Source organism: Nocardioides marmoriginsengisoli, from assembly GCF_003725695.1.
In the GTDB taxonomy this organism is placed as follows: Bacteria; Actinomycetota; Actinomycetes; order Propionibacteriales; family Nocardioidaceae; genus Marmoricola; species Marmoricola marmoriginsengisoli.
Map to the genome: position 1 here is coordinate 536,424 of NZ_RJSE01000007.1, position 12,669 is coordinate 549,092.

A 12,669-nucleotide genomic window follows, 5' to 3' on the forward strand; every position below is an offset into this window, starting at 1 on the left:
GTGAGCGGGTGGATCGGGGCGCTGCGGACGCCGTTGTGGGTCAGCAGGATCGTCTTCGTCGTCGGCGCGGTCAGCCTGGCGAGCGCGTACCTCCCGGCGATCGACGCGCGGACCCACCTGGTCAACCAGCTGATCCCGGACTCGTTCCCCGCAGCCGCCACGACCGGCGGCGCGGCGATCGGCGTCCTGCTGATCGTGCTCTCCCGCGGGCTGCGGCGCGGCAAGTCCCGGGCTTGGTGGCTCGCCCTGCTGCTCACCGTGCTCGCGACCGCGATCCACCTGCTGCGCGGGCTCCAGGCGGAGCAGGCGACTCTCTGCCTGGTGCTGATCGCGCTCCTGGTTGCCGCCCGCCGGAACTTCACGGCGCGGCCGGACCCGCGCTCGCTGCGCCGGATGCTCGCGGTGCTCACCCTGGGTCCGGTGCTGGCGGTCGCGCTGGGCTGGCTGTGGTTGACGGTCGACCGCCTCGGCGAGGCACCCGGTACGACGACCGCGGACCGGCTGGCCCAGGCGAGCCTCGGACTGCTCGGCATCCCAGGCCCGATCGACTTCGTCTCGACCCGCTCGGAGGCGATCGCCGCGGTCGGCCTGGCAGTGCTCGGCGCCGGCGTGATCCTGCTGGCCGTCGTCACCGCACTGGCACCGAGCGGCGGGCCGCACAGGCTCACCGCGGAGGAGGACGCGCGGGTCCGAGCCCTGTTGGACGAGTGGGGTTGGGTCGACTCCCTCGGCTACTTCGCGACCCGTGACGACCGGTACGTGGCGTTCAGCCCGACCGGCCGCTCGGCGGTCTCCTACCGGGTGATCGGCGGGGTGTCGTTCTCCGCGGGCGATCCACTGGGTCATCCGGACGACTGGCCGCAGGCCGTGGCCGCCTGGCTCGAGGAGACCCGTTCCTACGGCTGGGCGCCCGCGAACCTGGGTGCCAGCGAGCGCGGTGCGGCAGTCTTCCACCAGGCCGGCCTGGAGGTGCTCGAGGTCGGCGACGAAGCGATCCTGCACGCCTCGGACTTCACCCTCGAAGGCCGGCCGATGCGGGTCGTCCGGCAGGCGATCGCGCGAGCGGAGCGCTCCGGGCTGGTCGTCACCGTGCACCGCGTCGCCGATCTCCCGGTCGACGTACGGGAGGACCTGCGGTCGCGGGCGATCGCCTGGCGTGACGGGTCGATCGAGCGCGGCTTCGCGATGGCGCTGGGACGGTTCGGTCAGGAGCGCGACGACGCCGGCGTGGTCGTCGTCGCCCGGCACGCAGACGGCGTCGTGGCCGGCTTCCTCTCCTTCGTGCCCTGGGGCGACGATGGGCTCTCGCTCGACCTGATGCGCCGCGAGCCCGAGTCGGTCAACGGCCTGGTCGAGCTGATGGTCTCGACGCTGATGGACGGGATCGAGCCGCTGGGCGTCAACAAGGTGTCCCTGAACTTCTCGGCGTTCCGCAGTGTCTTCGCGCGCGGCGAGCGCCTCGGCGCCGGGCCGATCCTGCGAGCCTGGCGCGCCGTCCTGCTCTGGGCGTCGAAGTTCGCACAGATCGAGGCGCTGTACCGCTCGAACGTGAAGTACCGGCCCGAGTGGGTGCCGAGATTCCTGGTGTACGGCGACATGACCGACCTGCCCCGGGTGGCGACGGCGGTGCTGCGTGCCGAGGCGCTGGTCGTCGCGCCGGACTGGTGGCGCCGGTTCAGCCGGAAGCCGTCACGCGCCGGCGCGGTCGAGGAGATCCCGGAGGTCTCCGGGGGTGCGGTGCCGGAGTCGCCGCTCGACGTACCGGGCCGGGTTCAGCGGTAGTTGGTGAACTGCACCGCGAAGTCGTAGTCCTGCTCCTTGACCAGCGCCTGGACGGCCTGCAGGTCGTCGCGCTTCTTGCTGGTCACCCGGAGCTCGTCGCCCTGGACCTGGACCTTGACGCCCTTGGGGCCCTCGTCGCGGATCAGCTTGCCGACCTTCTTGGCATCCTCGGTGCTGATGCCTTCCTTCAGGGTCACGGTGATCTTGGACTCCCGGCCCGAGGCACGGGGCTCGGTCGCGTCGACGATCTTCAGCGACTGCTGCCGCTTGATCAGCTTCTCCTTGAACACCTCGAGGATGGCGCTCGCGCGGTCGTCGGCGTTCGCGGAGATCTCGATCAGGTCGCCCGACCACTTGATCTCGGCGCCGGTGCCCTTGAAGTCGTACCGCTGGGCCAGTTCCTTGGCCGCCTGGGACAGCGCGTTGTCGACTTCCTGGCGGTCGATCTTGCTCACGATGTCGAACGATGAGTCGGCCATGACCTAGTTCCTCTTCCTGTGCGGGTTCAGCGCTGTGTGCCGATTTAGCAGCACCGCCGCTGGTGCGTTATCCTCGTCTGCGCTGCTCACCTTAACCGGTAGGCAGCACTGGCAGATTGCCCGAGCGGCCAATGGGAACGGACTGTAAATCCGTCGGTGTATGCCTTCGAAGGTTCGAATCCTTCATCTGCCACAGCAAGGCCCTCGACTCTCTGAGTCGAGGGCCTTCTGTCCTCCCGGCACTCGAGGTGCGCGGGATGCGGAACCACGCGCCGCGGTCAGTCCTCGCAGGCGATCCCGTCGCCGTCGCGGTCGAGGTCGTAGGGGTCGGAGCCGGTGACGTAGATCGGCCCGTGGGCGTAACCGGGCCCGTCACCTGATCCGCCGGCGCAGTCGTAGTCGGACTTCGGCGGCAGGCACGGCGAGTAGCCCGGGGTGCAATTACCGCCACCGCCACCGCCGGCGTTGCTGACGCCGGTGACCTTGGCGGTCCTCCCGCTGGTCTTCGTCGCTGCCTTGTACCCGGCCTTGGTAGCGGTGACCCTCACGCTGAACCGGTGGGTCTTGGCGGCCTTGGTCAGTCGATAGGTCTTCCTCGTGGCCCCGCGGATGGTCCTGCCGTCGCGGAGCCACTGGTACTTGATGGTGACACCTGACGTGCTCCACGTGCCCGGGTTCGCCGTGAGCGTCTTCCCGACCTTGGCCGTGCCGGTGATCGTAGGTGCCCTCCTGTTCGCGAGGATGCCGTAGCCGACCACTGCTGTCGGGCTCGAGAGCATCGGCTTCGTCACGACACCGACCCTGGCGCCGGTGACGCGCACTCTGGTGCGGGTGCCCCGGTCAGCGGCCGTGAGCACATAGGTGGCGCCAGTCGCGCGTGCGATCGACCGACCGTTTCGAAGCCACTGGAAGGAGAGCTTCGGGCTCGGGGACCATGTGCCCGGGTTGACCCGTAGCGTCGCGCCGACCCGCGCGACCCCGATGATCCTGGGAGTCCCGACCGCGGCGAACGGTCCGATCGGGGTCACCGCGTTCGAGACCGCCGACGGCAGCGACGGGCCGGCAATGGTGGAGGCGCTGACGGTGAACCTGTAGGTGGTCCCGTTCGTCAGGCCGGGAACCACGCACGACAAGGCACCCGCGGTCACGCAGGTCTGCCCTCCCGGGACCGAGGTCACCGCGTATCCGGTGATCGCGGCGCCACCGTTGCCCAGCGGCGCGAGCCAGGACACCTGTGCCTGGCCATTGCCGCCCGTGGCGGAGACGGACCGCGGCTCGGACGGCGCCACGGCCGGGATCAGCACGGGGGCGCTGGCGTCCGACGGATCGCTCTCGCCGGCGGCGTTCACCGCTCGAACCGTGAAGGTCAACGGGACGTCGGAGCCGATCGTGGGGAAGGCCCCGGTCCAGGTCGGCTCGGTGGTCGTCGCCACCGAGCTGTCGAAAGAGTTCGAGACCTTGTAGGCCGTGATCAGGTTCCCGCCGTCGTCCTCGGGCGCCGTCCAGGTCACCGTCACCTGCCGTCCGGCCTGTGGCGAGGCGGAGACGCCGGTCGGCATGCCCGGAGCTCCCGGGTCAGCCGCGGCTGCCAAGGACGGCATGCCGACCAACCCGAGGGCAACCACGGCGATCGCCGCGACCAGCTTGCGCAGCAAGCGCCAGCGCCCGTCCAAGTCTCGAGATCGTGTCGCGGTCGATGTGCTGGAGCGCATGTGTACCTCGCTGGGAAGGGAGGGAGTAGTGATCGGCCCCGACACGCGTCCGCGAAGACCCGTCGGCGGCTCCGGCTAGTAGACCGCCTCCGGAGGATTCTCGGGTGGTTTCACCGATTTCCAGGCCGGGTGCTGCGGCCCCGGCAACTGCGGTCTAGTCGTCGACGCGCCGGACCTCATGCTCCAGGATCTTCGGGCCCCACTCGGTCCACGGGTGCGCGGACTCGAGGAGGCCCTTGATGACCTCCGGCCCGACGTCGAGGTAGTCGTACAGGTGACTGTTGCGGAACTGGACACGAAGGACGCGCTCGGCCGGGTCGTAGCCGACCTTGTGGAGTGCCCGGGACCGACGCATCGGTGTCATCTCCATGGCGTCCTGCCTACCAGGCCGCTACGACATCGACCTCCCTTCCGACAGTGAGAGGCCCGGGAGCGGTGCTCAGGTCGGGAAGGTCTCCTCGACCGCCCGGGGCAGTGCCGGGTGCGACCAGTACGCCGAATGGGTCCACAGGCCCGACGACGTCCGGTAGGGCACCTCGCGGTCGTCCGGCTCGCTGCCGTCGGCGAGGCGGAAGAGCTTGCCGGCCACGAACGCCAGCGGGTCCAGCGGCTCCCAGAGGTTGAGCCAGTGCCCGGTCAGGGTGTCCGGCAGGCTGACCGGCGTACCGGCAAACCGGTCGACGACTCCACGCGGGTCGACGAGGTCGAAGAGCGGCCACTGGCTGCCGAAGGTCACCAGGCCGTCGAGGTGCATCGGGTCGGTCTGCTTCGTGCACAGGTCGAGGACGATGACGCCGCCGAGGCTGTGGCAGACGAAGCGCGCAGGTTTCTCGGCGGTGCCGTAGCCGTGCTTCTCGACGACCTCGCGGACGCGCGCCTGGATCCGCTCCTGGTGCGCCTGGTAGACGATGATGTCGCCGGCGAACTCGGCGACGTTCGGCAGGATCTTGGTCCGGATCAGCTGGTTGAGGCGGCCGGCGGCGGCGCCGACGCCGACGCTCAGCCCGTGCTCGATGTCCTGGATCCGCTGCTTGGCCCACTTCTTCAGTCCGTCGCCGAACCCGTCGGCCGCCAGCCGGAGACCCTCGGGTGCCGGGCCCGTCGGCGGCGGGTCACCGGCGAGCGCTTCGCCGATCGCGGCCAGCAGCGCGGGGTCCTCGATCGAGCGCAGGTACGGCAGGTCGTCCCAGCTCTCCTCGAGCGCGGCGTGCCACACCTCGGTGCCGACGTCGCCGGCACCGGCCGCCGCGGCGATCGCGGGGATCGGGTCGGGCGGCCCGTCGATGTTCCAGCGATCGGCCGCAGGCGGGCTCAGCAACGCGACCTCGATCGGCGTCGGGCCGGTGTTCGGTACCCAGAGGTCGCGCTGCTTGCGATCGCCGAGGTCGGGCACCGCCAACTCGACGTACTCACGGTTCCCGCCCAGGTCGCCCCAGAAGACCGGGACCAGCTGGTGCCCCGGGAGCGCCCGCTGGAGCTCGGCGAAGTTGCCCTCGAGGTACTGCTGCTTGTGGTGGTTCTTGACGCCGTGGATGACGAAGACCGGATCGCTCATGGCTCAGCATGTTGGCGTGAAGCGACGGCGGGCAAGAGGTGCCGCTGACATACTTGCGCCCATGCCGCAGCGCGCTAGACAGGCTCTGGCCCTGACCAAGGCACTCGTCCGAGGCGGCCACCGACGACAGACCGCGGTCGCCGAGATCCTCCGGCCGGCCAACCTCTTCCAGCCGCACGCGACCACGTCGGCGGACCGGTACCCGGTCGAGTTCGCGGCGGCCGCCGACGCGCTGACGACCGCGGCTCCGAGCATCCTCTCGTTCGGCTGCTCCTCCGGCGAGGAGCTGCTCAGCCTGCGCGGTCAGTTCCCGGACGCACGGATCCACGGCGTCGACATCAACCCGGTCGCCGTCCGCCGGGCCCGGCGAGCGGTCGCCGACGATCCCGCGATCACCGTCGCCCGGGCCGGCGACGCCGAGGGCCTGGAGCAGGCGTCGTACGACGTGGTGACGGCGCTCGCGGTCTTCCGGCACGCCGACCTGAACGAGGCACCGCCGCGGTGCGACCCGACCCTCCGGTTCGCGGACTTCGAGCGGACCGTCGACCGGCTTGCCCGGTGCGTCCGCCCCGGTGGCGTGCTCGTGATCCGGCACGCGAACTTCCGTTTCACCGACTGCGCGGTCGCCGCGGACTTCGAGGCGGTGCGCACCGGTTTCGCGTCAGCCGGCGAGGGCGGTCTGCTGACGCCGATCTACGGTCGGGACGACGCGTTGATCGGCACCACGGACCGCGACGACGGGATCTACCGCCGTACCCGTTAGCGGATCGTGCCGACCCCGGGGATCAGCGGCAGGTCCAGCGCGGTGACCCAGCCCGGCGGCAGGTCGTTCACCGCCGGTACGGCGTTCAGCGCGCGCAGCCCGGTGGCCAGGCAGCCGGCGACCGCGGGCGCGCGGCCGGAGCCGTCGCTGAACCGGAACGCGGTCTCCTGCGAGATCGACGGCGATCCGTCGATGTCGACCCGGTAGACGTCGTCGGCCGAGCCGGCCGGCCACTCCGGGGCGGCGTCCAGGCCGATCCGGTTGACGTGCTCGAGGGTGATCACCTCGCGACCCTGGAAGACGCCGTTGATGGTGAACCGGATCGCCGCGACGTCACCGGCCCGGACGACGCCCTTGGCGGTCTTGCGGTCCTCCGGAGTCACCCACTTCTCCCAGGTGGTGGTGATGTCGTCGAGCTCGATGCCTGCGGCGTGCGCGATCATCGGGACGGTCGCGCCCCAGGCCATGATCAGGATGTCCGGGATCTCCAGCAGCGGGGAGAACTCGGGCGGGCGGCCGATGCCCATCTCGTCCTCGTAGTCGCCCTCGTAGTCGGTGTAGTCGAGCAGCTCGGAGGCGCGCACCGACTTCACCTCGCCGCACAGACCCATCAGGGTCAGCGGGAACAGGTCGTTGGCGAAGCCCGGGTCGATGCCGGTGGTGAAGCAGGACGAGCCGCCCTCCTCGCACGCCTCGGTGATCGGGTCGATCCAGTTCGGCGGGTTCTGCTTCATCGCCGGCCACACCCACGGCGTCATCGCGGTCGAGGTCACGTCGATGCCGGCGCGCAGGAAGGCGGTCATCACCCGGATGTTCTCGTCGGCGTACTGGGCGGTCGGGCCGTAGTGCACCAGCGCGTCCGGCTTCAGTGCGACCAGGTCCTCGACCGAGTCGGTGGCGATCACGCCGGTGGCGTCGATCCCGCAGATCTCACCGGCGTCCTTGCCGACCTTGTCGGGGTTGCTGACCCCGACGCCGACCAGCTCGAAGGCCGGGCTCTTCACGATCTCGGCGATGACCATCTTGCCGACGACCCCGGTGCCCCAGACGACGACGCGCTTCGGTGAGTAGCTCATGCGCAGACCCTAGGGGCTCGTCGCCGAGGAAACAAGAACACGTTCTAGTCTTGAACGTGCCTTCAGAGAGCGCGGGTCTGGTGCGTCACACCCAGTACCTGCGACGCCGGGTAACACCTAAGGTGACAGCATGGATCTCTCAGCCCGCGGCCTCGCGAAGGCCGTCGTCAAGCAGGCGAACTCGTTCGGCGCGATGCCGATCAGCTCGCGCGGTGTCCTGAACCGCGCCGTCGGCAGTCTCGGTGATTCCGACGGGTCGGCCGCGCTGCGGAAGGCCGTCGGCGGCAAGGTCGTCCTGGTCACCGGAGCCTCGTCCGGGATCGGACGTTCGGCAGCCGTCCGGCTCGCCGCCGCCGGGGCCCAGGTCCTGCTGGTCGCGCGCAGCGAGGACCAGCTCGCCGAGGTCGTCGACGAGGTGGCCGCGGCCGGCGGACTGGCGATCGCGTACCGCTGCGACCTCACCGACTTCGACCAGATCGACGCGCTGGTCACCAAGGTGCTCGACCGGCACGGCCACGTCGACATCCTGGTCAACAACGCCGGGATGTCGATCCGGCGCAAGGTTCGGCACTCGCAGGACCGGTTCCAGGACTTCGAGCGGCCGATGCACCTCAACTACTTCGCGGCCGTCCGGCTGACGATGGGGCTGCTGCCGACGATGGTCGAGCGGGAGAGCGGCCAGGTCATCAACATCTCCAGCTGGGCCGCCATGCTGCACCCGGCCCGCTTCTCCGGCTACACCGCCAGCAAGGCCGCGCTCGAGGCCTGGTCGGACTGCGTCCAGGGGGAGGTGCTGGACGACGGCGTCGTCTTCACCAACGTCCGGATGCCCCTGGTCCGGACGCCGATGATCACGCCCACCAAGCTGTACAGCCGGATGCCGGCGCTGAGCATGGAGCAGGCCGCCACGGTGGTCTGCGACGCGACCGTCAGCCGCTCCCGCCGGGTCACGCCGCTGGTCGCCGCCTGGGCGAGCTTCGCCGAGTCGGTCAGCCCGGCGCTGGGCGACCTGCTCCGGAAGAACGCGATCTAGGCGTGACGCCCCGGCATCACGCCTAGCCGGCGTAAGCCAGGGCCGCCGTACGGCGCTTGGCCTCGGCCACGACAGCCATCGCCGGGGTGACCTGCCGCGGACGGACCCGGTCCAGGATCCCCCCGAAGACGACCGCGATCAACGGGATCCAGACGGGGATCAGCATCCCGGCGAAGAGCGGGAGCATGATGCCGACGAACGTGCCCATGGTGGTCCTCCTGGGTCTCCCGGATGCGCCTCTCGCACCCCGACCCGGCTGACGATCCAGGAGTTCCGCGGCGCAGCCCACGTGCGTCGGCCCAAACTTCGCCCGCGCCGTTGTTACCCCGGCACAACTCCGCCGTACCGGTCCAGGCAGCGCAGCGCGAGCGCGATCTCGGTACGACGCTCGGTGAGCGGGTGCCCGATCAGCTCCTCCGCCTGGGCCAGCCGGTAGCGGATCGTGTTCTTGTGCACGATCAGGCTGGTCGCCGTCTGGTCGACGCTGCCGCCGAACCTCAGGTAGGTCGACACGGTGTCGCGCACCCGGTCCAGGCCGCGCTCGTCGCCGGCGAGGCCGCCGAGCTCCCGGCCGATCAGCGCGGTGATGCCGGCCTCGTTGCCGGCGACCAGGCAGGCCAGCTCGACGTCGGCGTACGCAGTGACCGGGGCGGAGGTGCGTGCCGAGACCGCGAACCGCTGCGCGTCCACCGCTTCGCGATGGCTCTGCCGGAAGCCGGCGAGCCCGGGTGCGGAGATCCCGATCGCGACCCGGACCGAGCCCGACTGCGCAGCGACTGCCGCGGCGATGACGACCGGGTCCGGTGCCTCCCGGGTGGCCAGCCACGTCCACACCTCGCGACGGCCGACCGGGATCGTCAGCGGGCGCCCGGCCTTGACCGCACCGGCCAGGCTGGTCGCGAGCTCGTTCAGCGGGGCCAGCGCATCGGCGGAGGTGCCCTCCTCGATCCAGAGGACCAGGGCTGTCTGGAGGCCGCGCAGCGGGTGGCCGAGATCGGTCGAAGCCGCGTCCAGGCCGATCTTGTCGCCGCGCAGCAGCGCGTAGACGGTCTCGGTACGGCGGGCCAGCGCACCGTGCATGGTGGCCTCGCGCTCCTCGTAGAACACCCCGATGAGCTGCTCGATCGCCTCGTTGATCCAGGTGCCGCCGTGGCCCCAGAGGTAGATCAGCACGTCGCTCCGGTCGGGTCCGTCCTCGGGGACGTCGGCAGCCACCGTGGTGAAGAACTCCCAGACGGCACCGGCAGCCACCCGGTAGATCTTGAGCAGCACGCCCAGCTCCAGCTGCCGGCGGGCGATCGAGAGCGCCAGGTCGACGGCCTGCGGCGGCAGCAGCAGCTCCTGGCGCTCGCGCTCGAGGAGGCTGAGGAAGACCTGGAACTGGGCCTTGGTGCTCGCGTACATCTCGGTGACCAGCACCGGGTCGGCGGCCACCTCGGGCACCTCGGCCAGGATCGAGGCGTTGACCTGTGCGGTGAACGCGTCGACGTTGTCCTCGCGGCTGGTCTCGGCGACGTAGGCGGAGACCCACGCGGCGAGCGCTGCGGCCCGTTCCTCTTCGCTCTCGGTCACGAGGCGCTCCTCCCGTGGATTGTGCGGACGTCCAGATCGCCGGCCGATTCCTAGGGAGTCACCCCAAGATCAGGTCCGAAAACTGTGTTGGACTCTCAAACACCCAGCACCCTACTGCCGCTGTCGAGGAGTGGATCGGATGACTGTCCTGGAGGTTCGCAACCCTGGCACGCGCGGCGTCGTCGGCTCGTACCCGGTCCACGGCGAGGCCGAGGTCGGCGCCGCCGTGGACCGCGCTCGCGTCGCCGCGGCGTGGTGGGACGGCATCGGTTTCCGGGAGCGTCGCAAGCGGCTCGACGAGTTCCGCGGCGTGATCGCCCGGCGGATCGACGAGCTGGCCCGACTGGTCTCCGACGAGATGGGGAAGCCGCACGGCGATGCCTACCTGGAGATCGCGCTGGTCCTCGACCACCTCGCCTGGGCCGGGCGGAACGCGCCGAAGACGCTCGGGCGCCGGCGTACCGGAACCGGTGCGCTGAACGCCAACCTAGGGTCGACCCTCGAGTACCGCCCGCTCGGTGTCGTCGGGGTGATCGGGCCGTGGAACTACCCGGTCTTCACGCCGATGGGGTCGATCGTCTACGCCCTCGCCGCCGGCAACGCCATCGTCTTCAAGCCCAGCGAGTACACCCCCGGCGTCGGCGCCTGGCTGGTCGACGCCTTCAGCCGGATCGTCCCGGAGCAGCCGGTCTTCCAGCTCGTCACCGGTGACGGCGCGACTGGCGCCGCGCTCTGCCGGGCCGGTGTCGACAAGGTCGCGTTCACCGGCTCGACCGCCACCGCCAAGCGGGTGATGGCGGTCTGCGCGGAGACGCTGACCCCGCTGGTGGCCGAGTGCGGCGGCAAGGACGCGCTGCTCGTCGACGCGGACGCCGACCTGGAGGCGGCCGCCGACGCGGCGGCGTGGGGCGGCATCGCCAACGCCGGCCAGTCCTGCATCGGCGTCGAGCGGATCTATGCGCACGCGGCGGTGTACGACGTGTTCGAGCGGCTGCTGATCGATCGGGTCTCCGGGCTACGGGCCGGCACCGACCCGGACGCGCTGGTCGGACCGATCACGATGCCGTCCCAGGTCGACGTCATCGAGAGCCACCTCGCCGACGCGCTCGCCCAGGGCGGCCGGGTGCTCGCCGGCGGGGGCGAGACCGTCGGGCACGTCGTCCAGCCGGTGCTGCTGACCGATGTCCCCGAGACCTCGGCGGCGATGCGCGAGGAGACCTTCGGGCCGACCCTGGTGCTGCGGAAGGTCCGGGACATGGACGAGGCGGTCGAGCTCACCAACGCCTCGCGCTACCACCTGGCGGCGTCGGTCTTCAGCAAGCGCGACGGAGAGCGGATCGCGGCCCGGATCCGCTCCGGCATGGTCGCGGTGAACTCGGTCTTCAGCTTCGCGGCGGTGGCCTCGGCGCCGTTCGGGGGCGTCGGCGAATCGGGGTTCGGCCGGATCCACGGCGAGGACGGGCTCCGTGAGTTCTGCTACGCGCACGCCGTCGTGCGCCAGCGCTTCAAGCCGCCGCTGCCGCTGATGACCTTCCGGCGTACGACGACGAGTGAGCAGCGCCTCGCCCGGATCGTCGCGCTGGTTCACGGCCGGACGTGACGGTCAGCTGAGCCGCTCCCCGGTGGCGGTGTCGAAGACGTGCACCTTGCTCGGCTCCGGGACGACGTGCAGGGTCTCGCCCTTGTGCACCGCCTCGCGGCCGCCGACCCGGACGATGATGTCGACCGCGGTGCCGTCGAGGTCCGCCGTACCGTAGGCGAAGCCGTCGGCGCCGAGCTCCTCGACCACGGTGACCACGACCGCCAGACCGCCCTCGGACGCCGCGACGATCCGCCAGGACTCCGGCCTGATCCCGACGGTGACCTTGCCCTCGGCGTGCGGGGCGGCTTCGCCCAGCGGCATCGCGTAGCCGCCGAGCTCGACAGCGCCGTTGGCCGCGACACCCTCGAGCAGGTTCATCTGCGGCGAGCCGATGAAGCCGGCGACGAAGAGGTTGGCCGGCTTGTCGTACAGGTTCAGCGGGGTGTCGACCTGCTGGAGCTCGCCGAGCTTCATCACCGCGACCCGGTCGCCCATCGTCATCGCCTCGACCTGGTCGTGGGTGACGTAGACCGTGGTGACGCCGAGGTCGCGCTGCAGCTTGGCGATGTCGGTGCGGGTGTGCACGCGCATCTTGGCGTCCAGGTTGGACAGCGGCTCGTCCATGCAGAACACCTGGGGGTTGCGGACGATCGCCCTGCCCATCGCGACCCGCTGGCGCTGCCCGCCGGAGAGCGCCTTCGGCTTGCGGTCGAGGTACTCCTCGAGCCCGAGGATCCGGGCCGCGTCCTTCACCCGCCGGTCCTGCTCGTCCTTGGGGACCTTGGCCATCTTGAGCGCGAACGCCATGTTGTCGGCGACCGTCATGTGCGGGTAGAGCGCGTAGTTCTGGAACACCATCGCGATGTCGCGGTCCTTGGGCGGGACCTTGGTGACGTCGCGGTCGCCGATGAAGATGTGACCGGAGTTCACCTCCTCGAGCCCGGCGAGCATCCGCAACGTCGTGGATTTGCCGCAGCCCGAAGGACCGACGAGGACCATGAACTCGCCGTCCTCGATCTCCAGGTCGATGCCGGGCACGGCCGGTGTGTCGGCTCCCGGGTACCACCGCTGCGCCTTCTGGAACGAGATCGATGCCATGTCTGTGGTGCCCTTTC

The 12,669-nt window shown here is 70.5% G+C and carries 12 protein-coding genes and 1 tRNA gene; 5 read left to right on the top strand and 8 right to left on the bottom strand.

Annotated features, from left to right (window positions below):
* A complete protein-coding gene (locus EFK50_RS11145) occupies positions 1 to 1,782 on the top strand; it encodes a phosphatidylglycerol lysyltransferase domain-containing protein (RefSeq protein WP_183407769.1) in 1,782 nt (593 codons plus the stop codon).
* Here EFK50_RS11145 and EFK50_RS11150 read toward each other — a convergent pair.
* On the bottom strand, positions 1,773 to 2,261 hold the full coding sequence (locus tag EFK50_RS11150) for a YajQ family cyclic di-GMP-binding protein (protein ID WP_123227624.1): 489 nt from the start codon (positions 2,259 to 2,261) through the stop codon (positions 1,773 to 1,775). The genes EFK50_RS11145 and EFK50_RS11150 overlap by 10 nt on opposite strands.
* A 110-nt stretch (positions 2,262 to 2,371) precedes the next feature.
* Between EFK50_RS11150 and EFK50_RS11155 the strand changes: the two genes are divergently transcribed.
* Positions 2,372 to 2,454: transfer RNA gene (locus tag EFK50_RS11155), tRNA-Tyr, on the top strand.
* Between the two features lie 85 nt (positions 2,455 to 2,539).
* On the opposite strand, the gene EFK50_RS11160 is transcribed toward EFK50_RS11155, so the two are convergent.
* From EFK50_RS11160 to EFK50_RS22180, 3 genes are all read right to left on the bottom strand, one after another.
* On the bottom strand, positions 2,540 to 3,934 hold the full coding sequence (locus EFK50_RS11160; protein ID WP_183407770.1) for a fibronectin type III domain-containing protein: 1,395 nt from the start codon (positions 3,932 to 3,934) through the stop codon (positions 2,540 to 2,542).
* A 193-nt stretch (positions 3,935 to 4,127) separates the two neighbouring features.
* The gene (locus EFK50_RS11165; RefSeq protein ID WP_123227626.1) at positions 4,128 to 4,343 is read right to left on the bottom strand and encodes a KTSC domain-containing protein; all 216 of its coding nucleotides are present in this window, start codon (positions 4,341 to 4,343) and stop codon (positions 4,128 to 4,130) included.
* Positions 4,344 to 4,412: 69 nt separating this feature from the next.
* The gene (locus EFK50_RS22180; RefSeq protein WP_183407771.1) at positions 4,413 to 5,528 is read right to left on the bottom strand and encodes a hypothetical protein; all 1,116 of its coding nucleotides are present in this window, start codon (positions 5,526 to 5,528) and stop codon (positions 4,413 to 4,415) included.
* Positions 5,529 to 5,589: 61 nt separating this feature from the next.
* Between EFK50_RS22180 and EFK50_RS22185 the strand changes: the two genes are divergently transcribed.
* Positions 5,590 to 6,291 (top strand): class I SAM-dependent methyltransferase, encoded by a 702-nt coding sequence (locus EFK50_RS22185; RefSeq protein ID WP_183407772.1) that lies wholly within the window; start codon positions 5,590 to 5,592, stop codon positions 6,289 to 6,291.
* Here EFK50_RS22185 and EFK50_RS11180 read toward each other — a convergent pair.
* Positions 6,288 to 7,367: an NAD(P)H-dependent amine dehydrogenase family protein gene (locus tag EFK50_RS11180; protein WP_123227629.1), complete on the bottom strand. Its 1,080-nt coding sequence runs from the start codon at positions 7,365 to 7,367 to the stop codon at positions 6,288 to 6,290. The genes EFK50_RS22185 and EFK50_RS11180 overlap by 4 nt on opposite strands.
* 130 nt (positions 7,368 to 7,497) lie before the next feature.
* On the opposite strand from EFK50_RS11180, the gene EFK50_RS11185 reads away from it, so the two are divergent.
* Complete coding sequence (locus tag EFK50_RS11185) at positions 7,498 to 8,400, top strand: SDR family NAD(P)-dependent oxidoreductase (RefSeq protein WP_123227630.1); 903 nt, start codon at positions 7,498 to 7,500, stop codon at positions 8,398 to 8,400.
* A gap of 22 nt (positions 8,401 to 8,422) precedes the next feature.
* Here the strand turns inward: EFK50_RS11185 and EFK50_RS11190 are convergent, their stop codons facing one another.
* A complete protein-coding gene (locus EFK50_RS11190) occupies positions 8,423 to 8,608 on the bottom strand; it encodes a hypothetical protein (RefSeq protein WP_123227631.1) in 186 nt (61 codons plus the stop codon).
* Between the two features lie 113 nt (positions 8,609 to 8,721).
* The gene (locus tag EFK50_RS11195; protein WP_123227632.1) at positions 8,722 to 9,972 is read right to left on the bottom strand and encodes a PucR family transcriptional regulator; all 1,251 of its coding nucleotides are present in this window, start codon (positions 9,970 to 9,972) and stop codon (positions 8,722 to 8,724) included.
* Between the two features lie 139 nt (positions 9,973 to 10,111).
* Between EFK50_RS11195 and EFK50_RS11200 the strand changes: the two genes are divergently transcribed.
* Complete coding sequence (locus EFK50_RS11200; protein WP_123227633.1) at positions 10,112 to 11,572, top strand: aldehyde dehydrogenase family protein; 1,461 nt, start codon at positions 10,112 to 10,114, stop codon at positions 11,570 to 11,572.
* 3 nt (positions 11,573 to 11,575) lie between these two features.
* On the opposite strand, the gene EFK50_RS11205 is transcribed toward EFK50_RS11200, so the two are convergent.
* Positions 11,576 to 12,652: an ABC transporter ATP-binding protein gene (locus EFK50_RS11205; RefSeq protein ID WP_123227634.1), complete on the bottom strand. Its 1,077-nt coding sequence runs from the start codon at positions 12,650 to 12,652 to the stop codon at positions 11,576 to 11,578.
* Positions 12,653 to 12,669 lie beyond the last annotated feature (17 nt).